Source organism: Phenylobacterium sp. (assembly GCF_965284355.1).
Classification (GTDB): domain Bacteria; phylum Pseudomonadota; class Alphaproteobacteria; order Caulobacterales; family Caulobacteraceae; genus Phenylobacterium.
On the sequence record NZ_OZ260078.1, the window covers coordinates 3,073,018 to 3,091,741 of the forward strand.

General features: G+C 68.8%; 23 protein-coding genes. 9 read left to right on the forward strand and 14 right to left on the reverse strand.

Annotated features, from left to right (window positions below; genetic code table 11):
* The first annotated feature begins 184 nt into the window (after positions 1-184).
* Positions 185-952, forward strand: coding sequence for a MerR family transcriptional regulator (locus ACQ66R_RS15030; RefSeq protein WP_430423305.1), 768 nt, complete (start codon positions 185-187; stop codon positions 950-952).
* Here ACQ66R_RS15030 and mutL read toward each other — a convergent pair whose 3' ends face one another.
* The gene (mutL, locus tag ACQ66R_RS15035) at positions 953-2,794 is read right to left on the reverse strand and encodes a DNA mismatch repair endonuclease MutL (RefSeq protein ID WP_430423307.1); all 1,842 of its coding nucleotides are present in this window, start codon (positions 2,792-2,794) and stop codon (positions 953-955) included.
* Between the two features lie 48 nt (positions 2,795-2,842).
* Here mutL and ACQ66R_RS15040 point away from each other — a divergent pair, with 48 nt between their 5' ends.
* Positions 2,843-3,796 (forward strand): TraB/GumN family protein, encoded by a 954-nt coding sequence (locus ACQ66R_RS15040; protein ID WP_430423309.1) that lies wholly within the window; start codon positions 2,843-2,845, stop codon positions 3,794-3,796.
* Positions 3,797-3,871: 75 nt separating this feature from the next.
* On the opposite strand, the gene ACQ66R_RS15045 is transcribed toward ACQ66R_RS15040, so the two are convergent.
* The 4 genes from ACQ66R_RS15045 to ileS form a co-directional block, all read right to left on the reverse strand.
* Positions 3,872-4,189, reverse strand: a complete 318-nt coding sequence (locus tag ACQ66R_RS15045) for a hypothetical protein (RefSeq protein ID WP_430423310.1) — start codon at positions 4,187-4,189, stop codon at positions 3,872-3,874.
* Positions 4,190-4,332: 143 nt separating this feature from the next.
* Positions 4,333-4,902 (reverse strand): DUF3035 domain-containing protein, encoded by a 570-nt coding sequence (locus tag ACQ66R_RS15050; RefSeq protein WP_430423312.1) that lies wholly within the window; start codon positions 4,900-4,902, stop codon positions 4,333-4,335.
* A 127-nt stretch (positions 4,903-5,029) separates the two neighbouring features.
* A complete protein-coding gene (gene lspA / locus ACQ66R_RS15055) occupies positions 5,030-5,539 on the reverse strand; it encodes a signal peptidase II (RefSeq protein ID WP_430423314.1) in 510 nt (169 codons plus the stop codon).
* Positions 5,536-8,448: an isoleucine--tRNA ligase gene (gene ileS, locus ACQ66R_RS15060; protein ID WP_430423316.1), complete on the reverse strand. Its 2,913-nt coding sequence runs from the start codon at positions 8,446-8,448 to the stop codon at positions 5,536-5,538. The genes lspA and ileS overlap by 4 nt, the downstream gene beginning before the upstream one ends.
* A 230-nt stretch (positions 8,449-8,678) precedes the next feature.
* On the opposite strand from ileS, the gene ACQ66R_RS15065 reads away from it, so the two are divergent.
* The 7 genes from ACQ66R_RS15065 to ACQ66R_RS15095 all read left to right on the forward strand — a co-directional run bounded on the left by ACQ66R_RS15065 (position 8,679) and on the right by ACQ66R_RS15095 (position 11,301).
* Positions 8,679-9,455: a prolyl oligopeptidase family serine peptidase gene (locus ACQ66R_RS15065; protein WP_430423318.1), complete on the forward strand. Its 777-nt coding sequence runs from the start codon at positions 8,679-8,681 to the stop codon at positions 9,453-9,455.
* Between the two features lie 274 nt (positions 9,456-9,729).
* Positions 9,730-9,939, forward strand: coding sequence for a cold-shock protein (locus ACQ66R_RS15070; RefSeq protein WP_331086539.1), 210 nt, complete (start codon positions 9,730-9,732; stop codon positions 9,937-9,939).
* A gap of 59 nt (positions 9,940-9,998) precedes the next feature.
* Positions 9,999-10,190 carry a hypothetical protein gene (locus ACQ66R_RS15075; protein WP_293361890.1) on the forward strand — a complete coding sequence of 64 codons (192 nt, stop codon included), beginning with the start codon at positions 9,999-10,001 and terminating at the stop codon, positions 10,188-10,190.
* Positions 10,187-10,543: a DUF6481 family protein gene (locus tag ACQ66R_RS15080; protein ID WP_430423321.1), complete on the forward strand. Its 357-nt coding sequence runs from the start codon at positions 10,187-10,189 to the stop codon at positions 10,541-10,543. Before ACQ66R_RS15075 ends, ACQ66R_RS15080 begins: the two co-directional genes overlap by 4 nt.
* Positions 10,544-10,644: 101 nt before the next feature.
* A complete protein-coding gene (locus ACQ66R_RS15085; RefSeq protein ID WP_430423323.1) occupies positions 10,645-10,803 on the forward strand; it encodes a hypothetical protein in 159 nt (52 codons plus the stop codon).
* Between the two features lie 2 nt (positions 10,804-10,805).
* Positions 10,806-11,063: a hypothetical protein gene (locus ACQ66R_RS15090; RefSeq protein WP_430423325.1), complete on the forward strand. Its 258-nt coding sequence runs from the start codon at positions 10,806-10,808 to the stop codon at positions 11,061-11,063.
* Between the two features lie 52 nt (positions 11,064-11,115).
* Entirely contained in the window at positions 11,116-11,301 is a 186-nt protein-coding gene (locus ACQ66R_RS15095) for a DUF3606 domain-containing protein (RefSeq protein WP_430423327.1), read from the forward strand.
* On the opposite strand, the gene ACQ66R_RS15100 is transcribed toward ACQ66R_RS15095, so the two are convergent.
* From ACQ66R_RS15100 to ACQ66R_RS15140, 9 genes are all read right to left on the reverse strand, one after another.
* On the reverse strand, positions 11,298-11,531 hold the full coding sequence (locus tag ACQ66R_RS15100; protein WP_430423329.1) for a hypothetical protein: 234 nt from the start codon (positions 11,529-11,531) through the stop codon (positions 11,298-11,300). The two genes, ACQ66R_RS15095 and ACQ66R_RS15100, sit on opposite strands and share 4 nt — an antisense overlap.
* The gene (locus tag ACQ66R_RS15105; protein ID WP_430423331.1) at positions 11,528-12,475 is read right to left on the reverse strand and encodes a bifunctional riboflavin kinase/FAD synthetase; all 948 of its coding nucleotides are present in this window, start codon (positions 12,473-12,475) and stop codon (positions 11,528-11,530) included. The genes ACQ66R_RS15100 and ACQ66R_RS15105 overlap by 4 nt, the downstream gene beginning before the upstream one ends.
* Before the next feature lie 13 nt (positions 12,476-12,488).
* Entirely contained in the window at positions 12,489-12,911 is a 423-nt protein-coding gene (locus ACQ66R_RS15110) for a MaoC family dehydratase (protein WP_430423333.1), read from the reverse strand.
* Positions 12,912-12,992: 81 nt separating this feature from the next.
* Positions 12,993-13,874, reverse strand: a complete 882-nt coding sequence (locus ACQ66R_RS15115; RefSeq protein WP_430423335.1) for a TIGR01459 family HAD-type hydrolase — start codon at positions 13,872-13,874, stop codon at positions 12,993-12,995.
* 93 nt (positions 13,875-13,967) lie between these two features.
* Complete coding sequence (locus ACQ66R_RS15120) at positions 13,968-15,209, reverse strand: EAL domain-containing protein (protein ID WP_430423336.1); 1,242 nt, start codon at positions 15,207-15,209, stop codon at positions 13,968-13,970.
* A 323-nt stretch (positions 15,210-15,532) separates the two neighbouring features.
* Positions 15,533-15,946 (reverse strand): VOC family protein, encoded by a 414-nt coding sequence (locus ACQ66R_RS15125; RefSeq protein WP_430423337.1) that lies wholly within the window; start codon positions 15,944-15,946, stop codon positions 15,533-15,535.
* A gap of 68 nt (positions 15,947-16,014) precedes the next feature.
* Positions 16,015-17,289 (reverse strand): RNA polymerase sigma factor, encoded by a 1,275-nt coding sequence (locus ACQ66R_RS15130; protein ID WP_430423338.1) that lies wholly within the window; start codon positions 17,287-17,289, stop codon positions 16,015-16,017.
* Positions 17,286-17,663, reverse strand: coding sequence for a YciI family protein (locus ACQ66R_RS15135; protein WP_430423340.1), 378 nt, complete (start codon positions 17,661-17,663; stop codon positions 17,286-17,288). The genes ACQ66R_RS15130 and ACQ66R_RS15135 overlap by 4 nt, the downstream gene beginning before the upstream one ends.
* Positions 17,664-17,761: 98 nt before the next feature.
* Positions 17,762-18,640 carry a 3-hydroxybutyryl-CoA dehydrogenase gene (locus ACQ66R_RS15140; RefSeq protein ID WP_430423341.1) on the reverse strand — a complete coding sequence of 293 codons (879 nt, stop codon included), beginning with the start codon at positions 18,638-18,640 and terminating at the stop codon, positions 17,762-17,764.
* Positions 18,641-18,724: the final 84 nt, after the last annotated feature.

Consider the following 18,724-nt stretch of genomic DNA (forward strand, 5'->3'; position numbering starts at 1 on the left):
CCTGTTGCCGCTACAATGTAGGCTGCCACACCGTGCGACGCAGCGCTGCAATTGTCGCAGGCGTCGAAAAGAGGAGGGCTTCTGCTTCGGGCCCTCGAAGACCGCGAGGTATCGTTTCGCAGGGTCTTGACCATGACGTTACGTGAGGCTGGACCGCTCTCGAACGGCAAGGGAAACAGGTGCTGTGAGCTACACGGTCAAGCAGGTGGCGAAGCTGTCGGGCGTCAGCGTCCGGACGCTGCACCACTATGACGAGATCGGGCTGCTGAAGCCCGACAGCGTCGGCGTGAACGGCTATCGCTACTACGGGCCGGACGAGCTCCTGCGCCTGCAGCAGATCCTCTTCCATCGGGAGCTCGGCTTCCCGCTGGCGGAGATCGCGCGGGTGCTGGACGCGCCGGACTTCGACCGGGTGGCGGCGCTGAAACGCCACCGTGAACGGCTGGAAGCGGAGGCCAAGCGCTACCGCAAGCTGATCGGCACGATCGATACGACCCTCGCCGCTTTGCAAGGAGCGACGACGATGGACGACAAGGCGATGTACCAGGGTTTCGACCCGGAAAAGCAGGCTGAGCACGAGGCTTGGCTGATCGACCGCTATGGCGGCGACATGCCGGCGCGGATCGACGACTCAAGATCGGCCATGAAGGGTGTGAGTCAGGCTGGCTACGATGCGTTGATGGCCGAGGCCGAAGCAATCGAGGCGGCCATGGCCAAGGCCTTGGTGGACGGGCTGCCGGCCGACTGCGAAGCCGTAGGCGCGATCATGGCCCAGCACTGCGCCTGGGTCGGCAAGAGCTGGAACCGGGCGCCGACCGCCGAGGCGTTCGCTGGACTGGGGCATCTCTACCAGGAGCATCCCGAGTTCCGGGCGCGGTACGACGGCCGGGCCGCTGGGCTCACCGACTACCTGGCCGAGGCGATGCGGGCGTACGCGGCGCGGTCGCTTTAGCTAGCGCCGCCCGAACAGCCGCTCGATGTCGGCGAGCTTCAGTTCGACGTAGGTCGGGCGGCCGTGGTTGCACTGGCCGGAGTGGGGGGTGGCTTCCATCTGACGCAGGAGGGCGTTCATCTCGGGCGCCGTCAGGCGACGGCCGGCGCGGACCGAGCCGTGGCAGGCCATGGTGGAGCAGACGTCCTCCAGCCGCTCCTTGAGCGCCAGGGCCTGGCCGTTCTCGGCCAGGTCGTCGGCGATATCGCGGATCAACCCGGCCGCGTCGGTTTCGCCCAGCAGGGCCGGGACTTCGCGGACCAGGACGGCGCCGGGGCCGAAGGGCTCGATCATCAGGCCCAGGGCGGCCAGCTCGTCGGCGCGGGCGACCACGCGCTCAGCCTCGGCGGGGTCCAGTTCGACCACCTCGGGCAGCAGCAGCGCCTGGCGGGTGACGCCGCCGTCGGCCATCTCGGTCTTCATGCGCTCGTAGACCAGGCGCTCGTGGGCGGCGTGCTGGTCGACGATGACCACGCCGTCGCGGGTCTGGGCGACGATGTAGGTCTCGTGCACCTGGGCGCGCGCCGCGCCCAGCGGGTGGTCGACAGGGTCGAAGGCCGGCGGAGCGGCGGGCTCCGCGACGCCCGGGCCGTCGTCAGGCTCGGCCCGGGCCGAGACGTCGGAGAGGCCGGGGATCGCTTGGACGGCGGCGGCAGCGGCCTGCCAGCCGCCCGCGCTCCAGGCCGAGAACCCGCCGCCTGAGGGGCGCGGCGCCGGATAGGGAAGCCCCCCCTGCGGTCGGAAGCCGCCAAGCGCCGCCTGCGCCACGGTGGTCGAAGCGCGGTGGCCGGCGGCGGCGAGCGAGTGGCGCAGGCCGCTGACGATGAGACCCCGCACCAGACCCGGATCGCGGAACCGCACCTCGGCCTTCGCAGGGTGAACGTTCACGTCGACGAGGCCCGCGTCGAGCTCGATGTAGAGGGCGCAGGCCGGATGCCGGTCGCGGGCCAGGAAATCGGCATAGGCGCCGCGTAGCGCCCCCTGCAGCAGGCGGTCGCGCACCGGACGGCCGTTCACGAACAGGTACTGATGCGCCGCATTGCCCCGGTTGTAGGTCGGCAGGCCAGCATAACCCGAAAGCCGCACGCCTTCGCGCTCGTGGTCGATCAGGAGCGCGTTGTCCGAGAACTCCCGGCCCATGACCGCGCCCAGGCGGGCCAGGCGGCCCTCGTCGCCGGGCGCCTCCGCCGGCAGGCGCAGGGCACGGCGGCCGTCGAGGTCCAGGGCGAAGCCGACCGCCTCATGGGCCATGGCCTGGCGTTTCAGCTCCTCGGTGATCGCCTGGCTCTCCGACCGTTCGGACTTCATGAACTTCAGGCGCGCCGGCGTGGCGTAGAACAGGTCGCGCACCTCCACCCGGGCGCCGTGCGGGCCGGGGAAGCCCGCCGGCGTCACCTGACCGACCGCGCCGCCCTCGACAAAGATCGCGTAGGCGTCGGCGAATCCCTTCGCCCGGCTGGTGATGGAGAGGCGCGCCACTGACCCGATGGACGGCAGGGCCTCGCCGCGGAAGCCCATGGTGGCGATGCGCAGCAGGTCGTACTCGCCATCATCGCCGGGGTTCAGCTTGGACGTGGCATGGCGCTCGACGGCGAGCGGCAGCTGGTCGGCCGCCAAACCTTGGCCGTCATCGGCCACCAATATGCGGGTGAGCCCGCCGCCGTCGGCCTGGACCTGGATTTCGGACGCGCCTGCGTCTAGGGCGTTCTCCACCAGTTCCTTGACCGCGCTGGCAGGACGCTCCACCACCTCGCCGGCGGCGATGCGGTTGATCAGTTCGGGCGGGAGGCGGCGGATCGGCATGGGCGCTAGACCTTCCTACATAGTCCGATTCCGAGGAGTCTTCCCCGCGTGCTGAAACGTATGGCCGCCCTAGCTGCCGCCGCCGCGCTCGCGGCCCTTCCCGCCGTCGCCCAGACGCCGGCGCCGCTGCCCGACGACCCGGACGCGACGCTTGTGGAGGAGCTGGTCGTGCGCGGCCGGCTGCCGGGGCCGGCCTGGTGGCGCGTGACCGACGCCGACACCACAGTCTACGTCCTGGGCGTTCCCTCGTTGGCGCCCAAGCGGATGGAGTGGGACCGGGCGATCTTCGAGCGGCGGCTTCAGGGCGCGAACGTGGTGATCCTGCCCTTCGTCAACGTGCGCGCCAAGGTGGGCGGCTCGGTGGGAACCGCGTTCAACCTGCTGCGGCTGCGCTCGGGCGGGCCGTTCGAGGACCGGCTGGACCCGGCGACGCGGGCCCGCTTCGTGGCCGTGCGCGCGCGGCTGGGCCAGGACGCCAAGCACTATCCGACCAGCAATCCGCTGGCGGCCGGCGTGCAGCTGGCCATCGACTACCGCGACCGCTCGGAACTGACCAACATGGACCCGGCCAAGCTGGTGCGCCTGCTGGCCCAGCGCCAGCGCGTGAAGGTGGTCGAGAAGAGCTACGACCTGGGTCCGCAGCTCAGCGGCATCCTGCGCACGCCGGCGGCCACGGGGCGGATCTGCTTCGACGAGGTGTTGCAACAGGCCGAGGCCGGACCGGGCGTAACGCGCGCGGCGGCCCAGGCCTGGGCCGTGGGCGACGTCGAAGGCGCGCTGGCCAACGAGCGGACCTACGAGCGCTGCCTGGCGGTGATCACCGGCGGGCGGACCTACGACGAGCGCACCAAGGCCGACACCGCCGCCGCCATCGCCGGCGCCCTGAAGCAGCCGGGACACGCGATCGTGCTGGTTCCGCTGCGACCTCTGCTGGCGAAGAACGGCGTGCTGGAGCGCCTGCGCGCACAGGGCTACTCGGTGAAGACGCCGAGCGAGGAGTAGAGCTTGAAAGGTCCTTCTCCCCTTGCGGGAGAAGGTGGACCGCGCAGCAGGCCGGATGAGGGATCGCGCGAGCGGCTAGGCCGACCTCAAAGCCCGATACGCATCGATCGCGTCTTCGTCGATCTCAACGGCGAAGCTGCGCTCGGCCGGGTGGGCATTCGAGCCTCGCCGTTTCACGCCAGAGACCCAGAATTCCTCACCTGACTCGACGTTGAAGAAGTTGCCGCTGACGCCGTTGCCCTTCTGTAGGGTAAGGCCGCGGTAGTAGACGGTCTGGCCAGTCTTCGAGAAGCTGACCCAGCCGATGCGACCTTTGACGCCGTCGATGACGCCCTGCTTGCTCTCGACGTACATGATGCGGCGCCGCAGGCCGCGGGTCAGTTGGGTTCGCATCATGCCCTCCGAAGCGGAGCATGGCCGACCCTACCTGGCGCCTTCAAGGGGCAGACATGAGAAGGGGCCGCCGGACTACTCCGTGCGACCCCTCATCCGTCAGCCCTTCGGCCGCCACCTTCCCCAGCAAGGGGAGAGGGAAATCAAAGCCCCGGGAGCTTGATGCGGCTCTTGGCGTCCCGCTGGATGGTGATGGGCTTGTCGCCGGTCAGCTTGGCGACGCGTTCCTTCTCGGCGGCCGGGTCGATCGGCGCGTTGGAGCCATCGAGGGCGGCGGTCTGTTCGGGCGCGGGCGCGTCGCCCTTCTTCCAGAACATCACGCGGTCGGCGAAGTTCTTTTCCTTGTGAGCGATGTCGCCGAACTCGTCGTCGACGACATAGCGCACCAGCGGGTCGGCCTTTTCGGCGCCGGCCTTGGCGACCAGCAGCTTTTCGCCGTCGGAGCGCTGCTCGGCTTCACGCTGGCCCAGCAGGGCGTTGCGGGCGGCGCTCTCGGGCTGCAGTTCTTGCGGGCGCGGCTCGCCGGGAGCGGGCGGGCGCAGCGCGTAGTCGGGCGGCACCACCAGCGGGGCCTTGGTCACGACCCGGAACTCGTCGGGGGTCACCTTGGACATGCCCAGGGCCTTCTGGGTGGACTGGCAGCCGGCGAGGCCCCCCGCGAGGCCTACGCCTGCGACCAGGGCGGTCGCCACGATCACGCGATTGAAGCTCATGAACCCTAGAAACTCCCAAGCGCGCCGGATCGAAGGGTGGCGCATCGTCCTGCAGTGTGCCCGCTGTCCGTGGCCGGAAAACGGCGGACGGTCTGGATACCCCAACCGCGCGCCTGAGCCAACGCCGTCAGGCCGGACGTTCACGCCGCAGGCTGTCCAGCAGGATGAAGATGACGCCGATGGTGATGCCGGCGTCGGCGATGTTGAAGATCCAGGGGAAGAATCCCAGCCGCTGGACGTCGATGAAATCCACCACGGCGCCGAAGCGGGCGCGGTCGATGGCGTTGCCGATCGCCCCGCCGATCAGCAGGCCAAGGCCCACCGCCGGCAGCAGCCGCGTCTGGGTGCGCACCCAGTATGACAGCAGAACCGCCACGATCACGTTGAAGGCCACCATGCCCCAGCGCACCAGGTCGTGCTGGGCCTGGAACAGGCCGAAGCTGACGCCTTCGTTCCAGATGCGGGTGAACTGCAGCGGCGGGAACACCTCCATCGTCGCGCCTTCGGGGAGGCGCACGACCGACAGGATCCAGTACTTGGTGAGCTGGTCCAGGATCAGCACCACGGCGGCCAGCGCATAGGCGCGCCAGCCCCAGCGGGTGACGCCCGGCTGCGATGCTTGCGTGGCCTCCGTCATGCGCGGGCCGCGTCCCAGGCCGCCACGGCGTCGGCGTCACGCAGCGACAGGTCAGGGTACCGAGGGTCGGACCCCACTTCGGGCAGGATCCGCCACGAGCGGGCGCACTTGCGGCCCTCGGCCTTCAGGGGCTCCACGGCGACACCGCCCACCTCGGGCAGGCAGAAAGCGCCGGCGGGACCTTCGCCCGCGACCAGGGTCGCTTGGCTGGTCCGGAACACCTCTGCGGCGTCCAGGCCTTCCAGGGCGGACATCAGGTCGGCGTCGGCGACATAGACCTTCGGCGCGGCTTCCAGGGCGGCGCCCATCCGCTTCTCGCGCCGCTCGACCTCCAGCGCGCCGGTCACGACCGATGTCACCTTCTGGACCTTGGCCCAACGGGCGGCCTCGGCGTCGTTGCGCCATTCGGCCGGGGTGATCGGGATGGTGCGCAGGCAGTTGGAGTGGGCGTCCGGGTAGCGGGTAGTCCAGGCCTCTTCCATCGTGAACGGGATGAGCGGGCTGAGCCATGCCGTCAGCCGCTCGAACACCGCCTCCATCACCGTGCGCGCCGCCCGGCGCTTCAGCTCGGTGGGCTTGTCGCAGTAGAGGCTGTCTCTACGGATATCGAAGAACAGCGCCGACAGGTCCTCCTGGCAGAAGTCGAGGATCGGGCGGATCACGTCCTGGAACAGGTAGGCCTCGTAGGCGGCGCGCACCTGCCCATCCAGCTCCCAGAGGCGGTGCAGGATGAACCGCTCCAGCGGCGGCATCTCCTCCAGCTCGACGGCTTCATCGGCGCTGTAGTCGGCCAACGCGCCCAGCATGTAGCGCACGGTGTTACGCAGCTTGCGGTAGGCGTCCGAGGTGGTCTGCAGGATCGTCTTCCCGATCCGGCTGTCGTCGGCGTAGTCGATCATCGAGGCCCAGAGGCGGATGATCTCGGCGCCGCTCTCGCGGATGACGGTCTCGGGGTCGACGGTGTTGCCCTTCGACTTGCTCATCTTCTCGCCGTTCTCATCCATGGTGAAACCGTGGGTGAGGATGGCGTCGTAGGGCGCGCGGCCGCGGGTGCCCGAGCTTTCCAGCAGCGAGCTCTGGAACCAGCCGCGATGCTGGTCCGAGCCTTCGAGGTAGAGGTCGGCGGGCCACTTGGTGTGGGCGCGGTCCTCCAGCGTGAAGGCGTGGGTCGAGCCGCTATCGAACCAGACATCGAGGATGTCCTCGACCTTCTCGTAGCGATCCGGGTCGTGACTGCCCAGGAAGTCGGTGACCGGGCGGGTGAACCAGGCGTCGGCGCCTTCCTGGCCGATGGCGTCGATGATGCGCTTGTCGACCTCGGGGTCGTGCAGCGGCTGGTTCGTTTCCTTGTCGACGAACATGGCCAGGGGCGCGCCCCACGCACGCTGGCGGCTGATCAGCCAGTCGGGCCGGCTCTCCACCATCGAGCGGATGCGGTTCTTGCCGCCCGCGGGGTGGAACGCGGTGGCCTCGATGGCCTCCAGCGCGGCCTCGCGCAGGGTGCGGCCGCCCAGTTCCTTCGTGTCCACCGGCTCGTCCATGCGGATGAACCACTGCGGCGTGTTGCGGAAGATCACCGGGGCCTTCGAGCGCCAGCTGTGGGGATAGCTGTGCTCAAGCCGGCCGCGGGCCAGCAGGCGGTCGGCCTCGATCAGCTTGTCCATGACGGCCGGGTTGGCGGGGCCGAACTTGCCCGCCTTCTTGCCCTCGGTCTCCAGCACCTTCAGGCCCGCGAACAGGGCCACGTGCGGGTAGTAGGCGCCGTCGGGATCGACCGTCTCGGGGATCTCGCGATGGCCGTGGGCCAGCCAGACCAGGTAGTCGTCGGCGCCGTGGCCGGGGGCGGTGTGGACGAAGCCGGTGCCGGCGTCGTCGGTCACGTGGTCGCCGGCCAGCAGCGGCACGCCGAACTGATAGTGCGGGTCCAGGTTGGCGAACGGGTGCTCGCAGACCATGCCCTGGCAGTCGATCTTCTCGACCCGGCGGGCCTTGGCGATCTTGGCGGCGGCGAAGACGTCGCCCGACAGCTTGTCGGCCACGATCAGGCGGTCGCCCGGCTTGGCCCAGGGCTCGAACTCCAGGCCCTCTTCCATCGCCTCGACCTGGTAGACGCCGTAGTCGATGGCCTCGTTGTAGCTGATCGCGCGGTTGGCCGGGATGGTCCAGGGCGTGGTGGTCCAGATGACGACCGATGCGCCGCGCGCCGCGTCGCTGCCTTCGGTCACCGGGAACTTCACCCAGATCGTGGGGCTGTTGTGGTCGTGGTACTCGACCTCGGCGTCGGCCAGGGCGGTGCGTTCCACCGGGCTCCACATCACGGGCTTGGACCCGCGATAGAGCTGGCCGGTCGCCACGAACTTGTGGAACTCGGCCACGATCGCGGCCTCGCTCGAATAGTCCATGGTGGCGTAGCGGTTCTCCCAGTCGCCCACGACGCCCAGGCGCTTGAAGCCGTCGCGCTGCACGTCGATCCACTTGGCGGCGTAGTCCCGGCACAGGGTGCGGAATTCGGCCTTCGAGACCTCGTCCTTGCGGCGGCCCTTTTCCTTCAGCTCCTTCTCGATCTGCCATTCGATCGGCAGGCCGTGGCAGTCCCAGCCGGGCACATAGTCGACGTCGAAGCCCAGCAGGAACCGCGAGCGGACCACGAAGTCCTTCAACGTCTTCTGCAGCGCGTGGCCGATGTGGATGGCGCCGTTGGCATAGGGCGGGCCGTCGTGCAGCACGAACAGCGGCGCCCCGGCGCGCTGCCGGTCGGCGCGCATGGCGTGATAGAGGTTCTGCTCCGCCCACTTCGCCAGGATCTGCGGCTCCTTCTGCGGCAGGCCCGCGCGCATGGGGAAGGGCGTCTCGGGAAGGAAGACGGTTTCGCGGTAGTCGCGAGTCGGGGTCGGGGCGTCGTCGGCCATCACTCTGTCCAGGCTGGTCCGGGGGTCTGAGAGGTGCGGGGTGAAAACCCGGCGCGCGCTGGAACGGCTTCGTCCGGCGGCGTCACGCCGGGCGGATAATTCGCACGCTCTTCCGGACCGAAGTCATGGGCGGAGGCTCTAACAGAGACAGGCAGCGAACCCAAGTCTTGGGGATGACAACGACGGGCGTAGGGCTACGCTCGTTCTCAACAACATGGGGGAGGCGGATGATGACGCGGTGGATTCTGGCGCTGGCGGCGCTGTTCATGCTGGCGCTGCCGGCGGCGGCCCTGGCCGAGACGGGCTTCCTCGACCGGACCATCAAGGTCGATGGCAAGGCCTACGCCTACCAGGTCTATGTGCCTCGCCAGCCGATCGCGGGGGCGAAGCCGATCATCCTGGCGCTGCACGGCGCGGGCGAGCGGGGCTCGGACGGCCTGCTGCAGACCGAAGTCGGCCTCGCCGGCGCAATCCGCCGTCATCCCGAACGGTGGCCGGCCATCGTGGTCTTCCCGCAGGCGCCGAAGGATCAGCTCTGGATGGGCCTCCCGGCGAAGGTGGCCCTGGCGGCGCTGGCCCAGTCCGAGCGCGAGTTCCGCACCGATCCCCACCGCGTCTACCTGGCCGGCCTGTCGATGGGCGGAAACGGGTCGTGGCGGCTGGCCTACGAAAACCCCGACCGCTGGGCCGCCGTCGTGCCCGTCTGCGCCTTCGCCGGGTCGTTCCGCGGCCTGCCACCGATCGCGGCGGGGCCGGACCCGTACGCGGCGCTCGCGGGCAAGATCAGCAAGCTGCCGATCTGGATCGTGCACGGCGACGCCGATGTGGTCGTGCCCGTGGACGAGTCCCGTAAGATGGCCGCCGCCCTCAAGGCGGCCGGCGCGCAGGTCACCTACAAGGAACTGCCGGGCGTGAACCACAACAGCTGGGACCCCGCGTTCGCCGATGAAGCCCTGCCTCAGTGGCTGTTTCAGCAGAGCCGCAAGTCCGGCGCCAAGGGGCGCTGACGGGTCACGACCGGACCGTCGAGGCCTCTCCACATCGTCGCGAACAGGGGCTCCTTTGCGGGGGTCTCGTCGCACGCACTTGGTCGAGCATCCGATTTCGGTGGCTATCGGCGAGCTATTCGGATATAAGGCGCCAATCAAATCGCGATTTGGTTCGGTTGCTCTCCACGCTTGTTCTTCGGATCGAGCCCGGACTTCGCAAGATCCTCTCCGACAATTTGATGCGAAGTCCCACCTGGGGCGCGCCAAATCTTGCAATAGAAAGACAGAAAACATGGCTATCGGCACAGTGAAGTGGTTCAACCCCACCAAGGGCTTCGGCTTCATCCAGCCTGACGACGGCGGCGCGGACGTGTTCGTCCACATCTCGGCCGTCGAACGCGCGGGCCTGGGCTCGCTGAACGAAGGCCAGAAGGTCTCGTTCGAACTCGAGCGCGACCAGCGCAGCGGCAAGATGTCCGCCGGCCAGCTTCAGTCCGCCTAAGGACAAGGGCCCCCTGGTCGGAGCGGCGCCATGCCGGTCCGGCCGGAGGTCTGAACACCATGACACCATCCACACTCGAGCGCGCCTACGCGCTCGCCCGCGCGGGCGAGGTCCGTGACGTGGCGGCTCTCAAACAGCGCCTGAAAGCCGACGGCTGCCATGCCGTCGACGTCCTGCTGGCGTCGCGCAACGTCCGGGGACACCTCGAGGCGATCTGCGCTGCGGCGACCAGCCGAAAAGGGCAAGAATGAACGAGATCCTCCGCACCGGTTTCCAGGAACGCCTGAAGACCGCGGCCGACGCAAAGAAGGCCCTGCTGGCCGCTTTCAAGCCGAAAGCCGCAAGCACCCCCACCGATACGCGGACCCGCGCCGAAGCCCGTGAGGCCGAGCTGCTGCGCGTCCGCCAGGAGCGCACTGAGGCCAAGGTCGCCAAGCGCCAGGCCGCCGCCGATGCGATCGAAGCCGCCCGCCTGAGCGCGGAAGCCGCCGAGGCGGCCAGCCTCGACGCCAAGCGCGGGGAGCGCAAGGAGCGCAAGGCGCTCACAAAGGCCGAAGCCAAGGCCAAGCGCGACGCCCGCTACGCGGCCCGCAAGGCCCGCTAGACCATCGCCCCGGCCCGTTCCGCGCCGAAGGGTCTAGCTAGCTAGGCGAATGTCCTGAGCCCCGACGGTTCAGGTGAACCGAAACGTCTCCAGGAGCCCCGATGGCGAGGAAGCCCAACTACCAATTCGAGCGCATGGAACGCGACCGCCAGAAGGCGATCAAGACGGCCGAGAAAGCCGCTGCCAAGCGCGAACAGCGCGAACGCGACCGCGCCGCGAACAACCCTGATGGGGCCGAACCTTCGGCCGACGAAAGCTGAGCATGCCCAGCGGCGTCACCTACAACCACGAAATCGTCCAGTTGGACGGCGAGGTCTTCACGCAATGCGAGTTCCGCGACAGCCGGCTGGTCTATGCCGGCGGCGAAACGCCCGTGTTCGAGGACTGCACCTTCGTCGCCTGCGACTGGAAGCACGAAGACGCCGCGGCCCGCACGCTGGCCTACCTGAAACAGGTCTGGAACGCCGGCGGCAAGGCGCAGGTCCAGGCGCTCATCAAGGACATCACCGTCAGCCGGTGACGCTGCGGGCGACGCGCGGCATCATAATGGGCTGAATCGCGAAGGGGCTCCCATGGCTGGCCTGAAGGGCAAGGGCGAATTCTTCATCGACAAGGACCGCCTCGACCTCACCGAGCGCAAGGCGGTCGAGTACTGGATGAAGAAGTGGGGCGTGACCAAGGACCAGCTCACCGCGGCCCATCGCAAGGTCGGCAAGATGACCAAGGACATCGCCGCGGAGCTGGGCAAGCGGCGCTAGGCGTCGCTGGGCTTTGTGCGGGTACGACGCCAAAGCGCGACGCTGAGCTTCAGAGCGAAGTAGATTGCCCAGAATGCGGCCAATCCGCAGACAGGCCATGCCCAATCGCCGTCCACGCCGAGGCTTACGAAAGCTGCATGCGCCCAGGCGCCCAGCGGGGTCGTCTGCCAGACGATCATCAGGGCGAAGGTCAGGCCGAACGCGACCCAGTGCAGCGCATTCATCTTCATGATTCAGACCCAAGCACCCGCCGGGCGTTGTCCGCATCCCGCATGACCTGTTCGGTCATCACCTCCAGGCTGTCGAACTTCTCCTCCGGGCGCAGGAAGGCCACGAGGTCGGTCTCGATGACCCGGTCGTAGATGTCCTCGTCGAAGTCGAAGAGCCAGACCTCAAGCAAGGGCCGCGTCACGCCCTGGACTGTCGGGTTCACGCCGATGTTGGCGACACCGTCGAACTGGCGGCCGTCGGACAGGCGGGTGCGGACGGCATAGACCCCGAAACGCGGCGAGACGTAGTCGGCCAGGTCGACGTTGGCGGTCGGGAAGCCCAGCTTGCGACCCAGCTGGCGGCCGCGCTGCACCGGTCCCTCGATGGCGAACGGCCGGCCCAGGATCCCGGCGGCGATCTCGGGACGACCGTCGCGCAGGGCTTCGCGCACCGCCGTGGACGAGAACTTCTCGCCGCCGCCGTCTCCGACCGGCTCGGCCACCGAGACGCCGAAGCCCAGCTCGGCGCCGTACTGGCGCATGGTGGCCGGAGAGCCCGACCGGCCCTTGCCGAACGAGTTGTCGAAGCCCACCGCCACGTGGCGCGCGCCCAGGCCCTTATGGAGCACGTCGGTGGCGAACTCGCGGTCGCTCATGTCGGCGAGCTCGGGCTCGAGCGGCAGGACATAGAGGATGTCGACGTTCAGCTTTTCGAGCGCGCGCGCCAGCTGGTCGGTCTTCATCAGGCGGAAGGCCGGCTCGTCCGGGCGGAAATAGACGCGCGGGTGCGGATCGAAGGTGATCACGCCCAGCGGCGCGCCCAGGTCATGAGCGGCGCGGGCGGCCAGCTCGATCACCTGCTGGTGACCCAGATGGACGCCGTCGAAACTGCCCATGGCGACGGCGGCGCCGCGATCGCCGTCGGACAGATCCTTCCAGCCGCGAATGACCCGGATGCGCTTCATGCGCCCCCGATTGTCACGCCCCGCGGCGGGGCGCAATCACCAGAGCTTCGCCTTCGACCACCGTCTTGCCGCCGACCTCGCAAACGGTGTCCAGGGTCACATGGCCCTTGCTGACGTCCAGCGCCTTGATGGTGGCGCGCGCCACGACCAGGTCGCCCACCTTCACCGGCCGGCGGAACCGCAGCGACTGCGAGAGATATATGGCCCCTGGCCCCGGCAGCTTGGTGCCCAGGATCGCCGAGATGTAGGCGCCCGAGAGCATCCCGTGGGCGATGCGCTCGCCGAAGGCGGTGCCCTTGGCGTAGTCGTCGTCCAGATGAACCGGATTGTTGTCGCCCGAGACCTCGGCGAACGCCTCGATGTCGGCCACGCCCACGACGCGGCTCATTTCCGCGAACTGACCCACGGCCAGCTCGTCGATATAAAGACCCTGCACGGAAGACCCCCCTTCTACGTGTTACGCGGCCCCCTCAAGCCTCTCGCCGGTCCGTGCACCCGACGCGCGACTCAGGTCCGCTCACGACCACATCATATCTGCGATCGCCCAGTTCGCCTGTAGGCCCTCTTGCCGCAGGAGGTCCTCGACCACCGGCAGGATCAGCCCATCGGGCCCGATCGTCTCGGCCCCGTGGATGCCGCTGGCGACGAACAGGACGTCGAGGCCGCGCGCGTTGGCGCCGCGGACGTCGGTGGGCAGACCGTCGCCCACGCAGAGCACGCGGGCGCGGTCCACCGGCCGGCCCAGGCGCTCGGCGGCGACGGTCAGGGCCATCTCGTAGATCGGCGCGTAGGGCTTGCCCGCCATCACGGCGCGGCCGCCCAGGCTCTCATACAGCTGGGCCAAGGCGCCGCCGCAATAGATCAGCTTGTCGCCGCGCTGGACCACGATGTCGGGGTTCGCGCAGATCAGCTCCAGCCCCCGCGCGACGCAGGTGACGAACCGGTCGCGATAGTCGCCCGGCTCGTCGTTCTCGTCATCGTAGGGGCCGGTGACGCAGATGAAGTCGGCGTCCTCGGGGCCACCCATCTGCAGGTCCAGGCCGCCATAGAGGACGCTCTGGTGCTCGGGGCCGATGGCCCAGACCCGGCCCGGCGCGCGAGCCGCGAGCAGGGGAAGCGTCGCATCGCCCGACGTGACCAGGTGGGTCCAGGCAGCCCGCGGCACGCCCAGGCTATCCAGCTGCTCGATCACCGGGCCATGTGGCCGCGGCGCGTTCGAGATCAGGATCACCGGCCCCACTTCGGCCCGGAACCGCGCCAGCGCGGCGCAGGCGTCGGCGAAGCTCTCGCGGCCGTTGTGGATCACGCCCCACACGTCACAGAGCAGCACATCGTAGCGGGCGGCCAGCTGGGACAGCCCGGAGATCGGCGTGGGGCCAAGTCTTTGGGGGGAGGTCATCGGGCCGGGCGGTACCGGGCGTGAGGGAGCAGGTCAACGCTCGTCCTGCCTTTCCCACTTCGTGGGAAAAGAAGTTCGAACCCCAGGGCTGCCCTAAGCGGCGCGAACGCGGAGGCGTTCGACGGGGGCGCCCGGCTGGCCCGCTTCGGCCAGGACGTCGCTCTTGATGGCGCGGGGCTCGCCGAACAGGTGGCCCTGGCCCAGCTGGATGTCGAGGTCGAGGATGTCGACCACCTGCCGCTCGTTCTCCACCTTCTCGGCCACCAGGTCGACGCCGTAGCGGCGGGCCAGCAGGGCGAAGTCCTCGGCGGCGAGGTCGGGCATCGAGCGCAGGACCAGACGGTTCTCCACGGTGGTCAGTTCGTCGAGCAGCGTCTGGGCCCCCACCTTCACGAACTTCACGTCCGAGCGCTGCAGGTCCTGCAGGTCGAGATCGAGGTTCTTCACCTTGTCGAGGCTGAAGCGGAAGCCCAGGTCGGCCAGCTTGCCCATGTTGCGGGCCTGGACCGAGGTGCGGGTGTCGAAGCCGGCCTGGCCGATCTCGAACACCAGCGCCGGCGACAGGTCGCGGTTCGCGCGCAGCAGGTCGAGGAACTGGGGGAAGAACTCCTCGTCGCCCAGGCTGGACATCGAGATATTGCAGAAGATGCCGACGCGTCGGTCCTGACGGGCCAGCCGGCGGATGATCTGCACGCAGCGGAACAGCATCAGGTTGTCGATCGCGGTGACCAGACCGCCCGGCTCGGCGACCGACAGGTACTCGGCGGGCATGATGACCCGTCCCGACGGGTCGCGCAGGCGCGTGTAGCTCTCGTAGAAGACGGTCTTGCGCTGGGGCAGCGCCATCACCGGCTGGAGATAGAGGTCGACGCGGCCCTCCATCAGGGCCTCCTTGACCACGCCTACCAGGTTCTGAGGGCGACGGACGTCCTGGCCGCCCTGGGCGGCGAGGTAAGGGGCGCGGGGCTCGTCCATCCGCTGGCTCATCTTCTCGACCAGCTCTTCCAGCAGGTGGACTTCGTCGGTCAGGGCCGCGGCGCGCGAGACGTCGGATTCGACCACCCGGGCGACGTCGGTGACGCGGCCGTCGATGGCGACCACCTGGTCCAGCAGGATCCGGTGGGCGTCGCGGACGGCCTCGACCTCACCGCGCAGCTCGCGCATCTCGAGGAAGCGCATGATCATGCCGTGCGACGCGAGGCAGAGCCCCAGGCCGCCCATCATCGCCGAGATCGCCACCCCCCAGCCGAAGCCGCTGCGCCACAGGGTGAGCGCCACGATCAGCGAGAGGCAGAGGTAGGTCGCACAGAGAAGCGCGAGAGTGAGCCGCCGCATGGTCCTGCTTCCGAATCACCCGGAGTATCGAGGTGGTCCCCGGGCTAGTCGAATTCATTAACCATGTGCCGGTTCGGGAATGGTTAACGCCGAATCGGGATCAGCGCGCGGACTCGTGCGTCGCTGAGCCACAGGCCAGGCAAAGGCGGCCAGAACGATCCACTGCGCTCCGGCAGGCCTGGTTGAGCGGCGACGGCGCCTTTCGACGATGGTCACTCCCTCACCTAGGGATCGCTGGGTGATGGTGGTCATGGTCGTCGTCTCGGCAGGAAGTGGCCCGCAGCCGGAGGGGAGGAGGCGGCCGCGGGCCGGCCCGGCTAGACTCAGCCGGGGTAGTTCATGGCCCAGGTGATCCCGTAGGGGTCCTTGAGCTGACCATAGGTGTCGCCCCAGAACTGCTTGTCGACGGGCATCAGCACCGTGCATCCGGCGTCGACGGCGCGCTGGAACCGGGCGTGGATGTCCTCGCCCACCATCAGCATCAGGGAGAATCCCGCAGGCGCGACCTTGGAGTGGCCCTGCTCCGGGAAGAAGTCGCTCAGCATGATCGACACGCCGTTCACATAGACGTGCACGTGCATGGTCCGACCCTGTTCGTCGGGCGGGTGGACGGATTCGACAACTGCGCCGAAGGCCTTCTCGTAGAACTTGCCGGCGGTCACGGCGCCGTCGACCGCGAGGTAGGGCACAAGCGTTCCCTTCACGACGGTCTGTGGCGCTTCGAGGGTTTCAGACATCTGGACGTCCTCACTTGGGTTCTGTCCCAAGGACGGCCGGGCCCGCGCGCCCCCGACATGGCGGCAGACTATTTCTTGGCCGCGCTCGCCTCGCGTAGCGCCGGGTCGTGGTCGGCCATCAGGCGGTCCAGGTGCTGGCGGATGTGGGTCGCCTCCGCGGCGCTGTTGGCCAACGCGATGGCGCGGTCGAAGGCGTCCCGGGCCTCCGCGTGGCGGCCCAGTTCCAGGTTCAGCGCGCCCTTCAGCCCGTGGAAATGGAAGTAGCCGGAAAGCCGCCCGGCCAGCGGTTCGATCATGGTCAGCGCCGCCTCGGGGCCTGCCACCTTCGAGACGGCCACGGCCCGGTTCAGTGTGATCACCGGCGACGGCGTCAGGCGTTCGAGGTTGGCGTAGAGCGCGTCGATCTGGGCCCAGTCGGTGTCGGCTGGAGTGGCGGCGCGGGCGTGGAGCGCCGCGATCGCGGCTTGGACCTGATAGGCGCCCGGCCGGCGGTGGCGCATGGCCTTGTCGATCAGGGCCAGGCCCTCGGCGATCATCCGAGCGTCCCAGAGGCTGCGGTCCTGGTCCTCCAGGAGCACGATCTGGCCCTCGGCGTCGAAGCGCGCCGGGGTGCGGGCGTGCTGGACCAGCATCAGCGCCAGCAGCCCCATGATCTCGGGTTCGGTTTGAAAGAGACGCAACAGCAGGCGGCCCAGCCGGATCGCCTCGCCGCACAGCTGGGCGCGGGCCGGGTTGTCGCCGGCCGAATAGCCCTCGTTGAAGACCAGGTAGATCATGGCCGCCACGGCCGCGAGCCGCTCCGCGCGCTCGACGGCGCCGGGGGTCTCGAAGGCGGCGTCACCCTCGGCCACGATGCGCTTGGCCCGGGTGATCCGCTGCTCCATCGCCGCCTCGCTGACCAGGAAGGCGCGGGCGATCTGCTTGACGGTCAGGCCCGAGACGATGCGTAGCGCCAGCGCGATCTGCTGGGTGGCCGGCAGGTCGGGATGGCAGCAGATGAACAACAGGCGCAGGACGTCGTCGCGATAGTCGCTGGCGTCGACCTGTTCGACGGCGCGCGCCTCCTGGTCTTCGAGGTCCGACAGCAGGTCCTCGGGCGGAAGCTCGGTGTGGCGCGAGCGCTTGCGCACGCCGTCCAGCGCCGCGTTGCGGCCTACCATGATCAGCCAGGCGGTCGGGTCGCGCGGCGGCCCGTTCTGCATCCAGGCCTTCAGCGCCCGCAGGCAGGCGTCCTGGAACGCCTCCTCGGCGGTCTCGAGGTCGCGGAAATAGCGGAGCAGCGCCCCCACGGCCTGGGGCCGCGCGGCGGTGATCGCCGCGTTGATCCAGGCCAGGTCGCTCATGCGCTCACGCGCAGATCCGCGCCGGCGTTGTAGACGGCGAGCGGACGGATCTCATACGCGCCGCCCGGATTGACCTCGCCCAGGTCCTTCGCGACCGCGAGCGCCTCGTCCAGGTCGGCCACGTCGATGATGTAGAGGCCCAGCAGCTGCTCTTTCGTCTCGGCGAACGGACCGTCCAGGACCAGCGGCGGGTCGCTCTTGCGCAGTGTGGTGGCGGCGGTGGTGGGAAGCAGGCGGAGCGACGGCCCCATCTTGCCCTGTTTTTCCAACCGCGCGCGGACGGCGTCCAGGCGCTCCATCACCTGGCCTTCCTGCGCCTTGTCCCAGGACCACACGGTGGCTTCGTCGTTGTAGCAGAGCAGGGCGTAGAGCATGGCGCCGGGCCTCCTCGGTCGTCTTAGGACGCGCGAGGATAGGGCGGGCCGACGGGTAGACGAGTTATTTTTCCCTCCCCGCCGCAGAGGGAGCGCGCCTAGCGCGTCGGGACGGGCTTGTCGCCGCGGTAGTCGTAGAAGCCGCGGCCCGACTTGCGGCCCAGCCAGCCGGCCTCGACGTACTTCACGAGCAGCGGACAGGGCCGGTACTTGGAGTCCGCCAGGCCCTCGTAGAGCACGTTCATGATCGACAGGACGGTGTCCAGACCGATGAAGTCGCCCAGCTCGAGCGGGCCCATCGGGTGGTTGGCGCCCAGGCGCAGCGCGGTGTCGATGGCGTCGACCGTGCCGACGCCTTCGTACAGCGTGTAGATCGCCTCGTTGATCATCGGCACCAGCACGCGGTTGACGATGAACGCGGGGAAGTCTTCGGCGTTGGACGTCGTCTTGCCCAGCGACTGGGCGAAGTTGACGGCGATGTCGTAGGTCTCGGGGCCCGTGGCGATCCCGCGGATGATCTCGACCAGCTTCATGACCGGCGCCGGGTTCATGAAGTGCAGGCCGATGAACTTGTCGGGCCGGTCGGTGGCCGAGGCCAGGCGGGTGATCGAAATCGACGAGGTGTTCGACGCCAGCAGGGTCGTGGCCTTCAGGTGCGGCTGCAGCGCCTTGAAGATGGTCTTCTTGGTGTCTTCGTTCTCGGTGGCCGCCTCGATCGCGAGGTCGACGCCGCCGATGGTCTGCAGCTCGGGCGCGGCCTTGATGCGGCCCATCGCGCCTTCCATCGCCGTATGCTCGATCAGGCCGCGGGAGACCTGACGGGCCATGTTCTTCTCGATCTGGGCGATGCCCTGGTCGATCCGCTCAGCGCTCACGTCGTGCAGCAGGACGTCGTAGCCGCCCAGGGCGACGACATGCGCGATACCCGACCCCATCTGGCCGGCGCCGATGACGCCGACCGACTTGATGTCAACCATTCAGGCCAAATCCCAATGCCTAGGAGCGATCGCCGCTCAAACGTGTGGCAGCTTTCTAACATGTCTATGGCGCATTGCGGCAAG